Origin of the sequence: Pseudomonas sp. Rh2 (assembly GCF_040762985.1) — a bacterium.
Classification (GTDB): domain Bacteria; phylum Pseudomonadota; class Gammaproteobacteria; order Pseudomonadales; family Pseudomonadaceae; genus Aquipseudomonas; species Aquipseudomonas taiwanensis.
The window spans coordinates 2,345,601-2,364,483 of record NZ_CP142890.1; the positions used below are offsets into that span (position 1 = coordinate 2,345,601).

Here is an 18,883-nt window from a genome sequence, read left to right on the forward strand (position 1 = left end):
GCTTCCTCGTTCATCTGTCAACAACATGAATGGATGACAGACACGCAATCCATACTCCGTTGGAGGCGCGGCATTCTATCACGACGATGTCTTGACGCCAGCGCGTCGCAATCAGACAGCGCTGGGCTTGGGTAAGTTCGTTCTTAGACGATTGTCGACAATATTCATTTTGTCTTTGACTGCTTGCGCCTGATTCGCTAGTTTCTGGCGAAGTGACTAGCAAGGTGTCAACAATATGCTGGACCTTTCCATCGACAGCCCGGCAGTGAGCGACGAAACGGAAACCTTGTCCGAGAACGTCTTCCGCCGTATCCAGGCCGCGATCGTCAAGGGCGAGATCGCCCCTGGCAGCAAGATCTCCGAGCCTGAACTGGCGCGTACCTATGGCATCAGCCGCGGTCCGCTGCGCGAGGCCATCCACCGTCTGGAAGGCCAGCGCCTGCTGGTGCGTGTGCCGCACGTGGGGGCGCGGGTGGTTTCGCTCAGTCATGCCGAACTGATCGAGCTTTACGAAATTCGCGAATCCCTGGAAGGCATGGCCTGTCGCCTGGCCGCCGAGCGCATGAGCCGGGCCGACATCGAAGAGCTGCGTCGGGTGCTCGACACCCACGAGCGTGACGCCGCGTTTCAGGCGGGGCAGGGCTATTACCAGCAGGAGGGCGACTACGACTTCCATTACCGGATCATCCAGGGCAGCGGCAACCAGACCCTGGTGAAGATGCTGTGCGGCGAGCTGTACCAACTGGTGCGCATGTACCGCATCCAGTTTTCCGCTACGCCCAACCGGCCGCGCCAGGCCTTCGCCGAGCACCACCGCATTCTCGACGCCATCGCCGACCGAGACGGCGAACTGGCCGAACTCCTGATGCGCCGTCACATCGGCGCGTCCAAACGCAACATCGAGCGTCACTACCTGGACGCCAACAACAACAGCCCACGAGGTGAGTCATGACTGTGAAGAGCACCCCCGGTCAGCGTTTTCGCGACGCCGTTGCCGCCGAACATCCGCTGCAGGTGGTCGGGACCATCAACGCCAACCATGCCCTGCTGGCCAAGCGTGCCGGTTTCAAGGCCATCTACCTGTCTGGTGGCGGTGTTGCTGCAGGTTCTCTGGGCCTGCCGGACCTGGGCATCACCGGGCTGGATGACGTGTTGACCGATGTGCGGCGTATCACCGACGTCTGCGACCTGCCGCTGCTGGTGGATGTCGACACCGGCTTTGGCGCTTCAGCCTTCAACGTGGCGCGTACCGTGCGCTCGATGATCAAGTTCGGCGCCGCGGCCATTCATATCGAAGACCAAGTGGGCGCCAAGCGTTGCGGGCACCGTCCGAACAAAGAGATTGTCAGCCAGCAGGAGATGGTCGACCGCATCAAGGCTGCGGTGGACGCCCGCACCGATGACAGCTTCGTGATCATGGCGCGTACCGACGCCCTGGCTGTTGAAGGCCTGAACGCTGCGCTGGAGCGCGCCGAAGCCTGCATCGAGGCGGGCGCCGACATGATTTTCCCGGAAGCCATCACCGAGCTGTCGATGTACAAGACCTTCGCCGATCGAGTGAAGGCGCCGATTCTGGCCAACATCACCGAATTCGGCGCCACGCCGCTTTACACCACCGAAGAGCTGGCCTCGGTCGACGTGTCGCTGGTGCTGTACCCGCTGTCGGCGTTCCGTGCCATGAACAAGGCCGCCGAGAACGTTTACACCGCGTTGCGCCGTGACGGGACCCAGAAGAACGTGATCGACACCATGCAAACCCGCATGGAGCTCTACGATGCCATTGGTTACCACGCCTTCGAGCAGAGCCTCGATGCATTGTTCGCCCAGAAGAAAGGTTAAGCCTGTGCCCGCGCCGAACCGGTAGGCGCGACGGGGCAGCAGAGTGACCTGAGAAATTAGCCAGACCGCTTCAATAACAATTTCAAGAAAGGAGAAAAACCATGGCCGAAGCAAAAGTACTCAGTGGCGCAGGCCTGCGTGGCCAGGTAGCCGGCCAGACTGCATTGTCGACAGTTGGCCAGGCCGGTGCCGGGCTGACCTACCGCGGTTACGACGTCCGTGACCTGGCCGCCGGCGCCGAGTTCGAGGAAGTCGCCTACCTGCTGCTGTACGGCGAGCTGCCGAGCAAGGCTGAACTGGCCGACTACAAGCGCAAGCTCAAGGGCCTGCGCGAACTGCCGCAAGCGCTGAAGGAAGTCCTGGAGCGCATCCCGCGTGATGCCCACCCCATGGACGTGATGCGCACCGGTTGCTCGGTGCTCGGCACCCTGGAGCCCGAACTGACCTTCGAGGCCCAGCGCGAGAAGACCGACCGCCTGTTGGCGGTGTTCCCCGCGATCATGTGCTACTGGTACCGCTTCACCCATCACGGTGTGCGTATCGACTGCACCAGCGACGAAGACACCTTGGGCGGTCACTTCCTGCACCTGCTACACGGCAAGAAGCCAAGCGAGCTGCACGTCAAGGTCATGAACGTCTCGCTGATTCTCTACGCCGAGCACGAGTTCAATGCCTCGACGTTCACCGCTCGAGTTTGTGCCTCGACCCTGTCGGACCTGTATTCGTGCATCACCGCGGCCATCGGTTCGTTGCGCGGCCCGCTGCATGGCGGCGCCAACGAGGCGGCGATGGAGCTGATCGAGCGCTTCCAGAGCCCGCAGGAAGCCGTGACCGAGCTGCTCGCCATGCTCGAGCGCAAAGACAAGATCATGGGCTTCGGCCATGCCATCTACAAAGAGTCCGATCCACGCAACGAGGTGATCAAGGGCTGGTCGAAGCAGTTGGCCGACGAGGTGGGCGACACAGTGCTGTACCCGGTTTCCGAGGCCATCGACAAGACCATGTGGGAGCAGAAGCGCCTGTTCCCCAACGCCGACTTCTACCATGCCTCGGCGTATCACTTCATGGGTATCCCGACCAAGCTGTTCACCCCGATTTTCGTCTGCTCGCGCCTGACTGGCTGGGCGGCGCATGTCTTCGAGCAGCGTGCCAACAACCGCATCATCCGTCCGAGCGCCGAGTATGTCGGCGTCGAGCAGCGCCAGTTCGTGCCGATCGACCAGCGCTGATCGTGGAAGACGCCGGGGGCGCACTGCGCCTCTGGAGGTCCACGCCGCACCTGCCCCGAACACCGTGACCGAGCCTGATAACGATATGAACACTGCATTTCGCAAGCACCTGCCAGGCACCGACCTGGACTACTTCGATGCCCGCGCGGCGGTCGAGGCGATCAAGCCCGGCGCCTACGATGGCCTGCCTTACACATCCCGCGTTCTCGCCGAAAACCTGGTGCGCCGCTGCGACCCGGCCACCCTCGACGCTTCGCTGGGGCAGTTGATCGAGCGCAAGCGCGACCTCGACTTTCCCTGGTTCCCGGCCCGTGTCGTGTGCCACGACATCCTCGGCCAGACCGCGTTGGTCGACCTGGCCGGGTTGCGCGATGCCATCGCCGACAAAGGCGGTGATCCGGCACAGGTCAACCCGGTAGTGCCGGTGCAGTTGATCGTCGACCACTCCCTGGCCGTCGAGCGCGGTGGTTTCGACCCGCAGGCGTTCGAGAAGAACCGCGCCATCGAAGACCGCCGCAACGAAGACCGCTTCCACTTCATCAACTGGACCAAGAAGGCGTTCAAGAACGTCGATGTGATCCAGCCGGGCAACGGCATCATGCACCAGATCAACCTGGAGAAGATGTCGCCGGTCATCCACAGCGACCGTGGCGTGGCCTACCCGGACACCTGTGTCGGTACCGACAGCCACACACCTCATGTCGATGCCCTGGGTGTGATCGCCATCGGTGTGGGTGGCCTTGAGGCCGAGAACGTCATGCTTGGCCGCGCCTCCTGGATGCGCCTGCCGGAGATCGTCGGTGTCGAGCTGAGCGGCAAGTTGGCGCCGAACATCACCGCCACCGACCTGGTCCTGGCCTTGACCGAATTCTTGCGCAAGCAGAAGGTGGTGGGTGCTTACCTCGAGTTCTACGGTGAAGGTGCCCGCGCCCTGACCCTGGGCGACCGTGCCACCATCTCCAACATGGCCCCGGAGTACGGCGCTACTGCCGCGATGTTCGCCATCGACCAGCAGACCATCGACTACCTCAAACTGACCGGTCGCGAAGAACAGCAGGTCAAGCTGGTGGAGACCTATGCCAAGGCGACCGGCCTGTGGGCCGACGCACTGGCCAAGGCCGAGTACGAGCGCGTGCTGCGCTTCGATCTGTCGAGTGTCGTGCGCAACATGGCAGGGCCGTCCAACCCGCATGCCCGCGTGGCCACCAGCGACCTGGCGGCCAAGGGTATCGCCGGAGCCTGGGAGGAAGTCCCGGGCCAGATGCCGGACGGCGCGGTGATCATTGCCGCCATCACCAGTTGCACCAACACCAGCAACCCGCGCAACGTGATCGCCGCAGGCCTCTTGGCGCGCAACGCCAACAAACTCGGCCTGATGCGTAAACCCTGGGTCAAGTCGTCGCTTGCCCCGGGCTCCAAAGCTGTTCAGCTGTACCTGGAAGAAGCGGGTCTGGAGAAGGAGCTGGAACAACTGGGCTTTGGTATCGTCGCCTTTGCCTGCACCACCTGCAACGGCATGTCCGGCGCGCTGGACCCTGTGATCCAGCAAGAGATCATCGACCGCGACCTGTACGCCACCGCCGTGCTGTCGGGCAACCGTAACTTTGACGGGCGGATCCACCCCTACGCCAAGCAGGCTTTCCTGGCCTCGCCGCCTTTGGTGGTGGCCTATGCCATCGCCGGCACCATCCGCTTCGACATCGAGAAAGATGTGCTGGGTGTGGTCGACGGCAAGGAGATTCGCCTCAAGGACATCTGGCCGAGCGATGAAGAGATCGACGCGGTGGTGCGTGCGGCGGTCAAGCCGGAGCAGTTCCGCAAGGTCTACATTCCGATGTTCGCCATCGAGGAAGACCGTGGGCCGAAGGTGGCACCGCTGTATGAATGGCGCCCGATGAGTACCTACATTCGTCGTCCACCCTACTGGGAAGGCGCCCTGGCGGGTGAGCGCACCTTGCGTGGCATGCGCCCACTGGCGGTGCTGCCGGACAACATTACCACCGACCATCTTTCGCCCTCCAACGCCATCCTGCTCGACAGCGCGGCGGGCGAGTACCTGGCGAAGATGGGCCTGCCGGAGGAGGACTTCAACTCCTACGCCACCCATCGTGGCGACCACCTCACCGCGCAACGTGCCACCTTTGCCAACCCCAAGCTGTTCAACGAGATGGTGCGCAAGGAAGACGGCAGTGTCAGGCAGGGATCGCTGGCGCGCATCGAGCCGGAAGGCAAGGTCACCCGGATGTGGGAGGCGATCGAGACCTACATGGAGCGTAAACAGCCGCTGATCATCGTTGCCGGGGCCGACTATGGCCAAGGTTCATCTCGCGACTGGGCGGCCAAGGGCGTACGCCTGGCGGGTGTCGAGGCCATTGTCGCCGAAGGTTTCGAGCGCATTCACCGGACCAACCTGGTGGGCATGGGCGTGTTGCCGCTTGAATTCAAGGCAGGCACCGATCGCAAGACCCTGGCGCTGGACGGCAGTGAGACCTATGACGTGCTGGGCGAGCGCAAGCCGCGTGCAACCCTGACGCTGGTGGTGACGCGCAAGAATGGCGAGCGCGTCGAGGTGCCGGTGACTTGCCGCTTGGATACCGCCGAGGAGGTATCGATCTACGAGGCCGGCGGGGTGCTGCAGCGCTTTGCCCAGGACTTCCTCGAAGCGACCGCCTAATCAGGAGCAGCGCGGTCCCTTGTGGGCGCGGGCAAGCCCCGCGCCCACAAGGGCTGTGCGAGACAGGAATTGAACATGGCCCATGTACCGCAAGTGAAGATCCCCGCCACCTACATCCGTGGTGGCACCAGCAAAGGCGTGTTCTTCCGCCTGCAAGATCTGCCCGAGCAAGCCCAGATTCCCGGCCCGGCCCGCGACGCATTGTTGCTGCGGGTCATTGGCAGCCCCGATCCTTACGGCAAGCAGATCGACGGCATGGGGGGCGCGACCTCCAGCACCAGCAAGACCGTCATTCTTTCGCCCAGCATCAAGCCGGAGCACGATGTCGATTACCTGTTCGGCCAGGTGTCGATCGACAAGGCCTTCGTTGACTGGAGCGGCAACTGCGGCAACCTGTCCGCGGCCGTTGGTGCGTTCGCCATCAGCAGCGGCCTGGTCGACCCAGCGCGCATCCCGCGCAACGGCATCGCCACCGTGCGTATCTGGCAGGCGAATATCGGCAAGACCATCATCGCCCATGTACCGATCACCGAAGGTGAAGTGCAGGAAGCCGGTGATTTCGAGTTGGATGGCGTAACCTTCCCGGCGGCCGAGGTGCAGCTGGAGTTCCTCGATCCGGCAGCTGACGAGGATGGCGACGGTGGTGCGATGTTCCCCACTGGCAACCTGGTGGACGACCTGGAGGTGCCGGGTGTCGGTACCTTCAAGGCGACGCTGATCAATGCCGGTATCCCGACCATTTTCGTCAACGCGGCCGATATCGGTTATACCGGCACCGAACTGCAGGATGCCATCAACGGTGACCCGCAGGCCTTGCTGCGCTTCGAGACCATTCGCGCCCATGGCGCAGTGCGCATGGGGTTGATCGACAACGTCGATCAGGCTGCCGGGCGTCAGCACACGCCGAAAGTCGCCTTCGTCGCGCCACCAACCACCTACACTGCGTCCAGTGGCAAGACGGTTGCGGCCGGCGATGTCGACCTGCTGGTGCGTGCGTTGTCGATGGGCAAGCTGCACCATGCGATGATGGGTACTGCAGCCGTGGCAATCGGCACCGCTGCCGCCATTCCGGGCACCTTGGTCAACCTCGCCGCAGGCGGGGGCGAACGCAGTGCCGTGCGCTTCGGTCATCCCTCGGGCACATTGCGCGTCGGGGCCGAGGCGCGACAGGTGGGCGGCGAGTGGACGGTGACCAAGGCAATCATGAGCCGTAGTGCTCGCGTGCTGATGGAAGGCTGGGTGAGGGTGCCTGGCGATAGTTTCTGACGCACCACTGGCGCTTGGCTTTGAATGAGTAGGGCCGCCCTGCGGCCCCGAATTCACAGGAGCTGCAAATGAGCGCCAACGTGGATCTGAACGAGCGCCCCGATTACGACGGCGTGCTGCAAACCCTCGCCGACTATGTGCTGACCTACCGGGTCGATTCACCCGAGGCCCTGGATACCGCGCGCAACTGCCTGATGGACACGCTGGGTTGCGGCTTGCTTGCCTTGCGCTTCCCTGAATGCACCAAGCACCTCGGCCCGCTGGTCGAGGGCACCGTGGTACCCAATGGCGCGCGCGTGCCCGGCACCAGCTATCGCCTTGACCCGGTGAAGGCCGCCTGGGACATCGGCTGTACCATCCGCTGGCTGGACTACAACGACACTTGGCTGGCCGCCGAATGGGCGCATCCCTCTGACAACCTCGGCGGTATTCTGGCAGTCGCCGATCATCTGTCGCAAAAGCGCGTGGCCACGGGCGAGCGACCGTTGTTGATGCGTGATGTGCTCGAAGCCATGGTTATGGCCCATGAGATCCAGGGTGTACTGGCGCTGGAAAACGCCTTCAACCGCGTTGGCCTCGATCACGTGATTCTGGTCAAGGTGGCTTCTACAGCTGTGTGCGCCAGGCTGATGGGGGCCAACCGCGAGCAGATGCTGAGTGCGTTGTCCCATGCTTTCGTCGATGGTCAGGCACTGCGCACCTACCGTCATGCACCCAACGCCGGTTCGCGCAAGTCTTGGGCTGCCGGGGATGCGTCCAGTCGGGGCGTGCGCCTGGCCGATATCGCCTTGCGCGGCGAGATGGGTGTACCAGGGGTGCTCACTGCGCCGCAGTGGGGGTTCTACGACGTGCTGTTCAGCCATACCAACAAGGACCTGGCGCTCAAGCCTGCCGGCCAGCAAGCGTTGCGCGTGCCTCAGGCATTGGGCAGCTACGTGATGGAAAATGTGCTGTTCAAGGTCAGTTTCCCCGCCGAGTTCCACGCCCAGACCGCCTGTGAGGCAGCCGTGATCCTGCATCCCCTCGTGCGTAACCGCCTGCACGAAGTCGACCGAATCGTCATCACTACCCAGGAGTCGGCGATCCGTATCATCTCCAAGAGCGGGCCGCTGGCCAATGCCGCCGACCGCGACCACTGTTTGCAGTACATGGTGGCGGTGCCGCTGATCTTCGGCCATCTGGTGGCCGAGCATTACGAGGATGCTTTCCACGCCAACCACCCGAGCATCGACCGCTTGCGCGAAAAAATGGAGGTAGTGGAAGACCCTCGCTTCAGCCGCGAATACCTGGAAGCGGACAAGCGCTCGATCGCCAACGCCGTGCAGGTGTTCTTCAAGGATGGCACCAGTACCGAACAGGTAGTGGTGGAATACCCGATCGGGCATCGGCGGCGGCGCGGGGAGGGCATTGCGTTGCTGGAGGCCAAGTTCAGGGAGAACCTGGCGACGCGTTTTGCGCGGCAGCGGTGTGGTGAGATTCTTCAGGTGTGCAAGGACCAGCAGCAGCTGGAACAGATGGCGGTGCATCGGTTTGTCGATTTGTTCGTGATCTGAGGTTGCTCGTCGTCCTGCACAACCCTCGAAAACTGTGCGGTCCCTGTAGGAGCGGCTTCAGCCGCGAAGAGGTCGGCACAGGTTGAAACAAGAAAGCCCCGGTATTTCTACCGGGGCTTTTCTTTTACATCTTACAACTCAGCTTATGCCTGGACCACTGGGATCTTGGCGTTGGCTGCCGCTTCGCGGAACTCGGCGATCTGGTCGAAGCTCAGGTAGCGGTAGACGTCGGCAGCCATGCTGTCGATGTCTTTGGCGTACTGCATGTACTCTTCGACGGTCGGCAGCTTGCCGATGATCGAAGCGACAGCAGCCAGCTCGGCCGATGCCAGGTACACGTTGGTGGCGTCGCCCAGACGGTTCGGGAAGTTACGGGTCGAGGTGGAGACCACGGTCGAACCGGTCTGCACACGTGCCTGGTTACCCATGCACAGCGAGCAGCCTGGCATTTCCATACGCGCGCCAGCCTTGCCGTAAATGCCGTAGTAGCCTTCTTCGGTCAGTTGGTGAGCATCCATCTTGGTTGGCGGAGCCAGCCACAGGCGGGTCGGGATGCCGCCCTTGACTTTGTCCAGCAGCTTGCCGGCAGCGCGGAAGTGACCGATGTTGGTCATGCACGAACCGATGAACACTTCGTCGATCTTCTCGCCTTGTACCGAGGACAGCAGGCGGGCATCGTCTGGGTCGTTCGGCGCGCAGAGCACAGGCTCCTTGACTTCGGCCAGGTCGATTTCGATGATTTCGGCGTATTCGGCATCGGCGTCGGCCGACAGCAGCTCAGGCTTGGCCAGCCAGGCTTCCATCGCCTGGGCACGGCGCTCCAGGGTACGGGCGTCGCCGTAGCCTTCGCCGATCATCCAGCGCAGCAGGGTGATGTTGGACTGCAGGTACTCGGCGATGGCCTTCTCTGGCAGCTTGATGGTGCAACCTGCGGCAGAACGCTCGGCCGAGGCGTCGGACAGCTCGAAAGCTTGCTCGACGGTGAGGTCGTTCAGGCCTTCGATCTCGAGGATGCGGCCAGAGAAGATGTTCTTCTTGCCCTTCTTCTCGACGGTCAGCAGACCCTTCTGGATGGCGTAGTAAGGGATGGCGTGAACCAGGTCACGCAGGGTGATGCCCGGTTGCAGTTTGCCCTTGAAGCGCACCAGTACCGACTCAGGCATGTCCAGCGGCATGACGCCGGTAGCAGCAGCGAAGGCTACTAGGCCGGAACCGGCCGGGAACGAGATGCCGATCGGGAAGCGGGTGTGCGAGTCACCACCGGTACCGACGGTGTCCGGCATCAGCATGCGGTTCAGCCAGCTGTGGATGATGCCGTCGCCTGGGCGCAGCGACACGCCGCCACGGGTGCGGATGAAGTCTGGCAGGGTGTGATGGGTGGTGACGTCGATCGGCTTCGGATAGGCCGCGGTGTGGCAGAAGGACTGCATGACCAGGTCGGCGGAGAAGCCCAGGCATGCCAGGTCTTTCAGCTCGTCACGGGTCATCGGGCCAGTGGTGTCCTGGGAGCCGACGGTGGTCATCTTCGGTTCGCAGTAGGCACCTGGGCGTACGCCTTGGCCTTCTGGCAGACCGCAAGCGCGGCCGACCATTTTCTGGGCCAGGGTGAAGCCCTTGCCGGAATCGGCAGGCTGTTCTGGCTTCTTGAACAGGTCCGAAGCACCCAGGCCCAGTTCGGCACGGGCTTTCTCGGTCAGGCCACGGCCGACGATCAGCGGAATACGGCCACCGGCACGAACTTCGTCGAGCAGCACTTCGGTTTTCAGTTCGAAGGTGGTGACCAGCTCGTCGCTACCGTGACGGCGTACTTCACCCTTGAATGGGTAAACGTCGATGACGTCGCCCATGGCCAGGTTGGTGCAGTCGAACTCGATCGGCAGGGCGCCGGCGTCTTCCATGGTGTTGTAGAAGATCGGGGCGATCTTGGTGCCGAAGCAGAAGCCACCTGCGCGCTTGTTCGGCACGTAAGGGATGTCGTCGCCGAAGAACCACAGCACCGAGTTGGTGGCGGACTTACGCGAAGAACCGGTACCGACCACGTCACCGACGTAGGCAACTGGGTAGCCCTTGGCCTTGACCGCTTCGATCTGGGCCAGCGGGCCGACCGAACCAGGCTGCTTCGGCTCGATGCCGTCACGGGCCATTTTCAGCATGGCCAGGGCGTGCAGCGGGATGTCAGGGCGAGACCAGGCGTCTGGAGCAGGGGACAGGTCGTCGGTGTTGGTTTCGCCAGGCACCTTGAACACGGTCAGGGTGTACTTCTCGGCGATGGCCGGGCGGGAGGTGAACCACTCGCCGGCAGCCCAGGATTCCAGGACGGCCTTGGCGTGAACATTGCCGGCCTTGGCCTTTTCGGCCACGTCGTGGAAGGCATCGAACATCAGCAGGGTGTGCTTGAGCTGTTCGGCCGCGACGGCGCCCAGCTCGGCGTCATCCAGCAGCGTGACCAGCGTTTCGATGTTGTAGCCGCCCTGCATGGTGCCCAGCAGCTCGGTGGCGTGCTTGCGGTCGATCAGTGGGGACTTGGCTTCACCCTTGGCGACAGCGGAGAGGAAAGCGGCCTTGACGTAGGCAGCTTCGTCGACTCCTGGCGGAACGCGGTGGGTGATCAGGTCTACGAGGAAGGCTTCTTCGCCGGCCGGCGGGTTTTTCAGCAGCTCGACCAGGCCTGCAGTTTGTTCGGCGTTCAGCGGCTGGGGGACGATACCCAGGGCGGCACGCTCTTCGATGTGTTTGCGGTAGGCTTCAAGCACAGTTATTACCCTCATCAGTGGTCCCTAAAGGGAGTCCGGGACGCTCATCCAGCATTCCCTGCACCCATGCGCGGAGCACGGCTTTTTGAGCCGTCCAGCCAGAGTCGCAGAGAATCCTTACAGAAGCTGCTTTCAAAGTTTTACGCCTGTAGAACGGAAGGCTGATGAGGGCTGGCTCGGGCATGTGGGTACATGGCCCGGGCCAACGCCGTTCTACCGGATGAACTGTGCTCGTGACGCTTTGAAAACAGCTTCCAACGGACATTGTTGCCTTGAAAAGGCGGGATGATTCTACGGCAAAAAAAGCCTGAAGGTAAGGCGGCGAATGTGACTTTAACGAGTGACCCTGGTTAGACAAAGGGCTAACATGGGCCAGTGTTCCATCGCCAAGCCGTTGTTTTTCCATGTCCAATCACGCCATCAAGACCCCTTGCGTCGGCCTGTGCTCCACGGTTTACGGAGACACGGTGTGCCGTGGCTGCAAGCGTTTCCACCATGAGGTGATCCACTGGAACGGCTACGACGACGAGCAGAAGCGCGCGGTCTGGATGCGTCTGGAGCAACTGCTGGCGCAGGTGATGATGGCCAAGCTGGAGGTGTTCGACAAACACCTGCTGCGCCAGCAACTGGTGCAGCGTTCGATTCGCTTCGTCGAACAGCAGTCGGAATATTGCTGGGCGTATCAGCTGATCGCGCGTGGGGCGCGGATGATTCGTGACGTCGAGGCCTACGGGATGGTGTTGCTGCCGGAGTTTCGCGACTGGGAACTGCCGCAGTTGCGCGATGCCATCGACCGGGAGTTCTTTCTGCTTTCCGAGGCGCATTACCAGCGGTACATCGCCCCAGGTTTCCTGCGTGATGCGCTAGAGGGCGGACAGGGCTGAAGCCGTGCAGTGAAGCTGCCTGATACATCGCCAGCAAGCCAGTTCCTACGAGGGGGCGCGTTTGTCCCGCAGGAGCTGGCTTGCCAGCGAAGGGGACGCCAGGTCAGTCCCCGGTATATTCGCAACCGCTGGTGCAGGTTTCGTGGATGCGTACCTTGGACAGCTCTGGCAGCAGCGGCTTGACCTGGTCCCAGATCCACTTTGCGATCACTTCGCTGGTCGGATTTTCCAGGCCTGGAATATCGTTCAGGTAGTTATGATCCAGTTGCTCGTAGATCGGCTTGAAGACCGCCTTGATCTCGGCGAAATCCCGGATCCAGCCGGTGTGCGGGTCGAGTGGGCCGGTCAGGTGCAGGCCGACCTTGAACGAGTGACCATGCAGGCGCCCGCACTTGTGCCCGGCAGGAACGTGGGGCAGGCGGTGGGCCGATTCGAACGTAAACTCTTTGAAGATTTCCACGACTGTCATAACTCTGTGTGAATCGATAATGCGCGCAGTCTACCAGCATGGCCGCTACAAGGCTTGCAGCTGTTCATGCAGCCGCCCGGTGGCAATCAGCTCCAGCAGTTCGTCGCCCAGGCGCTGGCTTTCGGCGATGGCCTTGTACCAGTAGCGCTTGCGGCTCGGCGCATCGCCCATGAAGCGCTTGAAGTCGTTACGGTCCGGCAGCTTGCCGTAGGGCAGCGCTGCCAGGTACTGCGGCGAGGGTGTCATCAGCAGTACGTTTTGCAGGCGCGTGCGGTCGCCCTTGCGCCAGGGCAGGACCTTGTCGAACCAGCCGGGCACCACCTTGTCGGTGAAATGGGGGTAAAGCACCAGGTCGTCGCCGCGGTAGGGCAGGTCCAGATGGTAGTCGAGCAGGCCGCCGTCGCGGTAGGTGCCGGTTCCGGCGCCGGGGATGTCGCGTACACCCTCCATGACCATCGGGATCGAGCCCGAGGCCAGCAGCGCATGGCGCAGGTTGCCCAGGTCGAGCGGCAGGCAGCGTGATGGGAAGTCGGTGAGCGCATCGAGCGGGGGTGTGGCGCGGCCATCATGGAGGATCACCCGCTCGAAGTGTCGACCCAGTCGCGAACGCCCGAGCAGATTGTCAGCGATGACCGACGACAGCCCCATCCCCAATCGACCACGGTGGTCATAAGCGAGCTGGCCGTGGCTTTTGACCACCAGGATATTCAGACGGTAGTGCGGGTTGGCGAGAATCTGGCCATCACGCCCCTGCAGCAGGTCATCGAGCATGCGCTGGCAACTGCGGCTGATCTGGGCCGGGGTGACGCCCTTGGCGAAGTCCTGTTCGGTGTACAGCTCGCCCAGCAGGCGCAGGCCCGCGACCGGGTCGTCCAGGCAGGCACTGGCGAAGCGCCACGAGCCGATCGACGCACCGATCAGCGACCGCTGGCGCGGCGCCGAGGGCAGCCACTGGCCGAACAATGCCAGGTCCAGCCCCTGGATACCCAGAGGTTTCGGGCCACCCGCGGCGCCGGGCAGCACGCCGACATCGGCCGCCTGCAAGCCACGTTCGCGGATCTGCCGCAGGGCACGGGTGCCGGCCTTGAAGGTCAGGGCGGGGTACTTGATGTGGATGGCGCTCATTGAGGTTCTCGCTGGCAACAAGCGGGTCATTATAGAACCATCGCTCGCAGGTCCGGCGCTTTCCCACACCGGCTCTGCATCCGCGGGGCGCAAGGGGAAACATGCGCTATCATGGCGCCAGCTGTTTTCAGGTTGAATTAAGGACCGCTGGGTAATCTTAAACCCGTAGACAACTTGAACATCTCCAAGGAGAGAAACGATGAAAACCTTGACTGCCCTGTTCGCCGCCGCTGCCCTTGCCCTGGGTGCCAATGCCGCCTTCGCCAAGGACGTTCAGCCTGACGAAGTGGTCAAGCTGGTTAGCGAAAAGACCATCAAGTCGCTGGATGAACTCAAGGCAGCTGCCGTTGCCAAGCATCCAGGCGCTACCGTGACCGACTCCGAACTGGAAAACGAGTACGGCCGTTACATCTACAAGGTCGATCTGCGTGATGCGCAGAACGTCGAATGGGATGTCGACCTGGATGCCAAGACCGGTGAAGTGCTGAAGGACGAGCGGGACAACTGATGATCGCGTTACCGCGGCCGGCGCGTTACCTGGCGCTTTCGCTGCTGGCCGTCTGCTCCCTGGCCGTTGCCCGGGATCTGGATCAGGACGAAGCCCTGGAGCTGCGCCAGAAGGGCATCATCCTGCCGCTCGAGCGACTGCTCGAAACCGCCCTGGGGCGTCACCCCGGGGCGCGTTTGCTGGAGGCCGAACTGGAAGAAGAGGACGACCGCTACGAGTACGAGGTCGAGCTTTTGACCACCGAAGGCGTGGTGCGTGAAATCAAGCTCGATGCCACCTCCGGCGCCCTGCTCAAAGACGAGGAAGACGACTGAATGCGCCTGTTGCTTGTCGAGGACAACGTACCGCTGGCCGATGAACTGATCACCAGCCTGCAACGCCAAGGCTATGCCGTGGACTGGCTGGCCGATGGCCGTGACGCGGTGTACCAAGGCCAAAGCGAGCCTTACGACCTGATCATTCTCGACCTTGGCTTGCCAGGGTTGCCGGGCCTTGAAGTACTGGGCCAATGGCGTGCCGCTGGCCTGGTCACGCCTGTGCTGATTCTAACCGCCCGGGGTTCCTGGGCCGAGCGTATCGAGGGCCTGAAGGCTGGGGCCGACGATTACCTGAGCAAGCCGTTCCACCCTGAAGAATTACAGCTGCGCATCCAGGCCCTGTTGCGTCGTGCCCGTGGCCTGGCCAACCAGCCCACGCTCGAAGCGGCCGGCCTGCACCTGGACGAGAGCCAGCAGTGTGTGAAGCGCGATGGGGTGGATATCCCGCTGACCGCAGCGGAATTCCGCTTGTTGCGTTACTTCATGTTGCACCCGCGGCAGATCCTGTCCAAGAGCCACTTGGCCGAGCATCTGTACGACGGTGAAACCGAGCGCGATTCCAATGTGCTGGAAGTACACGTCAATCATCTGCGGCGCAAACTGGGTCGCAGTGTGATCGAGACCCGCCGTGGCCAAGGGTACCTGTACGCCGGGAGCGCCGAGTGAAGTCGATCCAGGCGCGCCTGAGTCTGGGCCTCGTAGCGGTACTGGTGGTGGTGGGCGTGGCGCTCGCTCAGTTGACGCTGTGGCTGTTCGAGGTGGGGCTGCAGCGCTACCTGGAGGCGGGCCTGCGCAAGGAAAGCGAGAACCTGCTGGTGGCGATGGTGCGCGGGCCGTCCGGCTTGCAGCTCGATGAACGACGTATTTCCGCTGCTTACCAACGGCCATTTTCCGGCTACTACTTTCGTATCGACTTCGACCAAGGCACCTGGCGCTCGCGCTCGCTGTGGGACCTGGACATGCCCAAGCCCGCTGCGCCGGGTCTGTCGGACAGCCATGCGCTAGGGCCAGAAGGCCAGCAACTGCTGGCGTTGCGTGCGGATTATCGGCGCCTTGGACAGGACGTCTCCATCAGCGTGGCCCAGGACTATTCCCCGGTGCGCGAGGGCTTTCGGCGAATGCAGCAGATCGGCCTGGGTATTGGGCTGGTGGCGCTGGTGCTGATCCTGGTGTTGCAGCGGGTCACGGTCACCCGGTCGCTGCGACCGCTGGAGCGGGCACGCCAACAGATCGCCCAGCTGCAACAGGGCCAACGTACGCAGCTGGATGCTGAAGTGCCCACCGAGCTGGCGCCGCTGGTCGACCAGATCAACCACTTGCTGAGCCACACCGAGGACAGCCTGCGCCGTTCGCGCAACGCCCTGGGCAATCTGGGGCATGCCTTGAAAACGCCGCTAGCGGTGTTACTCACCTTGGCGTCCAGCGAGCGCTTGAAGGATTTGCCCGAGGTGCAGGCGCAGATGCGCGAACAACTCGAGCAGATCCAGCAGCGTCTGGCCCGGGAGCTAAACCGGGCGCGCCTGGCCGGGGACGCACTGCCGGGTGCGCAGTTCGATTGCGATGCCGAGCTGCCAGGGCTGCTCGGCACGCTGGCCATGATCCATGGCGAGGGTTTGTCGCTCGTGCATGAGGTGCCGCCTGGGCTGCTGTTGCCGTGGGACCGCGAGGACTTGCTGGAGCTGCTGGGCAATTTGCTGGACAACGCCTGCAAATGGGCCGACAGCGAGGTCCGACTGTCGATTGCGCCGACGCCTGAGGGGTATCGGATCTGCATCGACGACGATGGCCCTGGGATTCCCGAAGGGCAGCGCCAGCAGGTGTTGGAGCGGGGTTCGCGGTTGGATGAGCAGGTCGACGGGCATGGCCTGGGGCTGGGGATCGTGCGCGACATCGTCGAAGCCTGGGGCGGGCAACTGGCCTTGCTGGAGAGCCCCCTGGGCGGGTTGCGGGTCCGCCTTGAACTACCACGCAAGACAGCGCTGATAACCGGCTGACGCGCCTGCAGGTATCAGCTTGCCGAGCGTGGGGCCGTATCAGCACTGCAAAAAAATTGCAGTACAGCCGCATTTTTTTGAATTGGTCCAACCCCTGGGCATCCCTGCACAATGAGCTGCAGTTTCCATCTCTCCATGGATGGCTTCCAGGGCCCAGGCCGCTGCGGCTGGGCTTCCTTTTCAACCCAAAAAACATGACCCCCATTACCTGAATGTCTGCCTCGTCTTCTGAAAGCCGTCTGAGCAGGCTGTTGCCTGCCCCCTTGAACATTCCTCCCCAAGAGTGGCTGCGCGCCGCCTTCGGTGCACTGCTTGGCCTGTTCCTCGCCGGTTGGTTGACCAGCCTGGCCTATGGCCCTGGGATTGCCTTGCACTTGCTTGGGCCCTTGGCCGCCTCGGCGGTACTGGTATTCGCCGTGCACTCCGGGCCCTTGGCCCAACCCTGGTCGGTGGTGGGCAGCTATGCCCTGGCGGGTGCCGTGGGTCTGGCCATGCGCCAGGGCTTGGGTAGCGAACTGTGGGTAGCGGCCGTCGCCCTGGGGCTGTCGTTGGTGTTGATGTGCTTGCTGCGTTGCCTGCACCCACCGGGTGGTGGCGTGGCGGTGAGCGCAGTGCTGGCCGACGCGGGATTGACCGCCCTGGGGGATCATCTGCTTGAGCCGGTGCTGCTCGATGCCTTGATCCTGGTGACGGTGGCGGTGATCTACAACCGCATGACCGGTGTGCGCTACCCCAAGGGTGCAGCACCGCGCAATGAACCGCACCACACGCACGACCCGCTGCCCAGCCAGCGTGTCGGCGTCAGCAGCCAAGACCTGGACCAGGCACTGGACGAATTGGGCGAGTTCGTCGACGTCACCCGCGACGAACTGCAACGCATCATTCTCGCCACCGAGCAAAACGCCTTGCAGCGCAGTCTTGGTGGTATCACTGCCGCCTCGGTGATGTCCCGTGACGTGCAGTTCGCCACACCCGACACCACCCTGGAGCAGGCCTGGGCCATGTTGGCCAGTCACCACTTGAAAACCCTGCCCGTACTGGAGCGAGGCAAGCTGGTGGGCATCGTCAGCCTCAGTGACCTGGTCGGCCCGGCCATGCAGCGCGGGCGGTTCGGTTGGCAGGGTCTGTTCGGTCGCAAAACCGTGCGTATGGCTCAGGTCATGAGCCGTCGTGTGGTCAGCGTGAGCGGGCAACACCCTCTTGAGCGCCTGCTGCCACTGCTGTGTGAGCAAGGCCTGCATTGCTTGCCAGTGCTCGAGGGGGAGCGTCTGGTGGGGGTGGTCACCCAGACCGATCTGATCGCCGGCCTCAAGCGCCAGATTCTCAACGGCTCAGATCAGCGGGTCCCAGCGTTGTGACCAATCGCTGGCGCCGGCAGCCACCAGCCGGCGCAGCAGCGCGAAGGACTGCTGCAGGGCTTCGCTGTCACGCTTGCGCGGGTACACCAGGAATGTCGGATAGGTGAACTCCGGTGCCTGAGGCACCCGCTCGAACACCCCGCTGTCCAGGTAGGCCTGGACCACGCGCGTCCGGAAGTAGCCGCTGCCACCCTGGTCGAGAATGAACTGCAGGGCCAGCGGCCCCAGGTTGAAACTCAGGGCTGGGCGCGCGCAGTCAGGCAGGGCGGCATCATGCTGGCGGCGGAAGGCTTCGCCCCAGTCGATGTAGATGTAAGGCTCTGGCCGATCGACGCGACGCACGCGGATCAGCTTCTCTTCCATCAATTGCTCCACTTGCAGCCCTGGGCCGTAGGTCGGCTGGTACACCAGGGCCGCGTCGAGCAGGCCCATTTCAACCTTGCGCAGCAACGACTCGCCGTCGCTGACCTCGCTGTGGATGGCATGGCTGGGTAGCTCACGGTGCAGGGCGCTGACCCAATCGAGCAGCATCGGGTTGCCCAGACTTACCTCGGCACCGATATGCAGCACCTGCTGGCAGCCTTCGGGTAGCGGCAGGTCGCGCCGCGCCGCCTCCCAGGTCTGCACCAGTTGGTTGGCGTAGCTGACGAAGGCTTCACCGTCGCTGGTCAGGCTGGCACCGGTTCGGCTACGCACGAACAGTTGGCAGCCCAGTTGTCGTTCCAGGCGCTGCACCCTCGCGGTTATGGCCGTCTGCGACACGAACAGGCGTTCGGCAGCGGCCACCAGGCTGCCGCACCGCACGATTTCCAGAAATGTTCGGGCCTGATCGATATCCATGGGCTGCTCGGTGACTGAAGGGGCGGCCTATTCTAGAGGCTTTGCACTGTTATGGGGCGCAATTGCGTTGTCTG

16 protein-coding genes are annotated in these 18,883 nt (G+C 63.0%); 12 read left to right on the forward strand and 4 right to left on the reverse strand.

What is annotated here, in order from left to right:
* Window positions 1-235 precede the first annotated feature (235 nt).
* The 6 genes from VXM67_RS10585 (at window position 236) to prpD (ending at window position 8,561) form a co-directional block, all read left to right on the forward strand.
* A complete protein-coding gene (locus VXM67_RS10585) occupies window positions 236-952 on the forward strand; it encodes a GntR family transcriptional regulator (RefSeq protein WP_023379680.1) in 717 nt (238 codons plus the stop codon).
* Window positions 949-1,839, forward strand: a complete 891-nt coding sequence (gene prpB / locus VXM67_RS10590; protein ID WP_023379682.1) for a methylisocitrate lyase — start codon at window positions 949-951, stop codon at window positions 1,837-1,839. The genes VXM67_RS10585 and prpB overlap by 4 nt, the downstream gene beginning before the upstream one ends.
* Window positions 1,840-1,940: 101 nt before the next feature.
* Window positions 1,941-3,068, forward strand: a complete 1,128-nt coding sequence (prpC, locus tag VXM67_RS10595; protein ID WP_023379683.1) for a 2-methylcitrate synthase — start codon at window positions 1,941-1,943, stop codon at window positions 3,066-3,068.
* 85 nt (window positions 3,069-3,153) lie between these two features.
* A complete protein-coding gene (gene acnD / locus VXM67_RS10600; protein WP_027907725.1) occupies window positions 3,154-5,742 on the forward strand; it encodes a Fe/S-dependent 2-methylisocitrate dehydratase AcnD in 2,589 nt (862 codons plus the stop codon).
* Window positions 5,743-5,817: 75 nt separating this feature from the next.
* Complete coding sequence (prpF, locus tag VXM67_RS10605; RefSeq protein WP_027907726.1) at window positions 5,818-7,008, forward strand: 2-methylaconitate cis-trans isomerase PrpF; 1,191 nt, start codon at window positions 5,818-5,820, stop codon at window positions 7,006-7,008.
* Window positions 7,009-7,076: 68 nt separating this feature from the next.
* Window positions 7,077-8,561, forward strand: coding sequence for a 2-methylcitrate dehydratase (prpD, locus tag VXM67_RS10610; RefSeq protein WP_023379689.1), 1,485 nt, complete (start codon window positions 7,077-7,079; stop codon window positions 8,559-8,561).
* Between the two features lie 143 nt (window positions 8,562-8,704).
* On the opposite strand, the gene acnB is transcribed toward prpD, so the two are convergent.
* Window positions 8,705-11,314 carry a bifunctional aconitate hydratase 2/2-methylisocitrate dehydratase gene (gene acnB, locus VXM67_RS10615; RefSeq protein WP_023379691.1) on the reverse strand — a complete coding sequence of 870 codons (2,610 nt, stop codon included), beginning with the start codon at window positions 11,312-11,314 and terminating at the stop codon, window positions 8,705-8,707.
* Window positions 11,315-11,718: 404 nt separating this feature from the next.
* On the opposite strand from acnB, the gene VXM67_RS10620 reads away from it, so the two are divergent.
* Complete coding sequence (locus tag VXM67_RS10620; protein ID WP_023379692.1) at window positions 11,719-12,198, forward strand: DUF1289 domain-containing protein; 480 nt, start codon at window positions 11,719-11,721, stop codon at window positions 12,196-12,198.
* Between the two features lie 103 nt (window positions 12,199-12,301).
* Here the strand turns inward: VXM67_RS10620 and queD are convergent, their stop codons facing one another.
* On the reverse strand, window positions 12,302-12,658 hold the full coding sequence (queD, locus tag VXM67_RS10625; RefSeq protein ID WP_015269720.1) for a 6-carboxytetrahydropterin synthase QueD: 357 nt from the start codon (window positions 12,656-12,658) through the stop codon (window positions 12,302-12,304).
* 54 nt (window positions 12,659-12,712) lie between these two features.
* On the reverse strand, window positions 12,713-13,792 hold the full coding sequence (locus VXM67_RS10630; RefSeq protein ID WP_023379694.1) for a patatin-like phospholipase family protein: 1,080 nt from the start codon (window positions 13,790-13,792) through the stop codon (window positions 12,713-12,715).
* Window positions 13,793-13,991: 199 nt separating this feature from the next.
* On the opposite strand from VXM67_RS10630, the gene VXM67_RS10635 reads away from it, so the two are divergent.
* The 5 genes from VXM67_RS10635 to VXM67_RS10655 all read left to right on the forward strand — a co-directional run bounded on the left by VXM67_RS10635 (window position 13,992) and on the right by VXM67_RS10655 (window position 17,969).
* On the forward strand, window positions 13,992-14,300 hold the full coding sequence (locus VXM67_RS10635) for a PepSY domain-containing protein (RefSeq protein WP_023379696.1): 309 nt from the start codon (window positions 13,992-13,994) through the stop codon (window positions 14,298-14,300).
* Window positions 14,300-14,614 carry a PepSY domain-containing protein gene (locus VXM67_RS10640; RefSeq protein ID WP_023379697.1) on the forward strand — a complete coding sequence of 105 codons (315 nt, stop codon included), beginning with the start codon at window positions 14,300-14,302 and terminating at the stop codon, window positions 14,612-14,614. The genes VXM67_RS10635 and VXM67_RS10640 overlap by 1 nt, the downstream gene beginning before the upstream one ends.
* Window positions 14,615-15,283 (forward strand): response regulator transcription factor, encoded by a 669-nt coding sequence (locus VXM67_RS10645; protein WP_027907729.1) that lies wholly within the window; start codon window positions 14,615-14,617, stop codon window positions 15,281-15,283.
* On the forward strand, window positions 15,280-16,611 hold the full coding sequence (locus VXM67_RS10650) for a sensor histidine kinase (RefSeq protein ID WP_023379700.1): 1,332 nt from the start codon (window positions 15,280-15,282) through the stop codon (window positions 16,609-16,611). The genes VXM67_RS10645 and VXM67_RS10650 overlap by 4 nt, the downstream gene beginning before the upstream one ends.
* Window positions 16,612-16,823: 212 nt before the next feature.
* Window positions 16,824-17,969 carry an HPP family protein gene (locus tag VXM67_RS10655; RefSeq protein WP_023379701.1) on the forward strand — a complete coding sequence of 382 codons (1,146 nt, stop codon included), beginning with the start codon at window positions 16,824-16,826 and terminating at the stop codon, window positions 17,967-17,969.
* Here VXM67_RS10655 and VXM67_RS10660 read toward each other — a convergent pair.
* Window positions 17,943-18,809 (reverse strand): LysR family transcriptional regulator, encoded by an 867-nt coding sequence (locus tag VXM67_RS10660; protein ID WP_027907730.1) that lies wholly within the window; start codon window positions 18,807-18,809, stop codon window positions 17,943-17,945. The two genes, VXM67_RS10655 and VXM67_RS10660, sit on opposite strands and share 27 nt — an antisense overlap.
* Window positions 18,810-18,883 lie beyond the last annotated feature (74 nt).

What these genes read in the sequence shown, in the direction of transcription:
- prpD (WP_023379689.1), top strand. Translation starts at nt 7,077, where the DNA reads ATGAGCGCCAACGTGGATCTGAACGAGCGCCCCGATTACGACGGCGTG.
- prpF (WP_027907726.1), top strand. Translation starts at nt 5,818, where the DNA reads ATGGCCCATGTACCGCAAGTGAAGATCCCCGCCACCTACATCCGTGGT.
- prpC (WP_023379683.1), top strand. Translation starts at nt 1,941, where the DNA reads ATGGCCGAAGCAAAAGTACTCAGTGGCGCAGGCCTGCGTGGCCAGGTA.
- VXM67_RS10630 (WP_023379694.1), bottom strand. Translation starts at nt 13,792, where the DNA reads ATGAGCGCCATCCACATCAAGTACCCCGCCCTGACCTTCAAGGCCGGC.
- VXM67_RS10660 (WP_027907730.1), bottom strand. Translation starts at nt 18,809, where the DNA reads ATGGATATCGATCAGGCCCGAACATTTCTGGAAATCGTGCGGTGCGGC.
- VXM67_RS10620 (WP_023379692.1), top strand. Translation starts at nt 11,719, where the DNA reads ATGTCCAATCACGCCATCAAGACCCCTTGCGTCGGCCTGTGCTCCACG.
- VXM67_RS10640 (WP_023379697.1), top strand. Translation starts at nt 14,300, where the DNA reads ATGATCGCGTTACCGCGGCCGGCGCGTTACCTGGCGCTTTCGCTGCTG.
- VXM67_RS10655 (WP_023379701.1), top strand. Translation starts at nt 16,824, where the DNA reads ATGTCTGCCTCGTCTTCTGAAAGCCGTCTGAGCAGGCTGTTGCCTGCC.
- acnD (WP_027907725.1), top strand. Translation starts at nt 3,154, where the DNA reads ATGAACACTGCATTTCGCAAGCACCTGCCAGGCACCGACCTGGACTAC.
- VXM67_RS10645 (WP_027907729.1), top strand. Translation starts at nt 14,615, where the DNA reads ATGCGCCTGTTGCTTGTCGAGGACAACGTACCGCTGGCCGATGAACTG.
- prpB (WP_023379682.1), top strand. Translation starts at nt 949, where the DNA reads ATGACTGTGAAGAGCACCCCCGGTCAGCGTTTTCGCGACGCCGTTGCC.
- VXM67_RS10585 (WP_023379680.1), top strand. Translation starts at nt 236, where the DNA reads ATGCTGGACCTTTCCATCGACAGCCCGGCAGTGAGCGACGAAACGGAA.
- VXM67_RS10635 (WP_023379696.1), top strand. Translation starts at nt 13,992, where the DNA reads ATGAAAACCTTGACTGCCCTGTTCGCCGCCGCTGCCCTTGCCCTGGGT.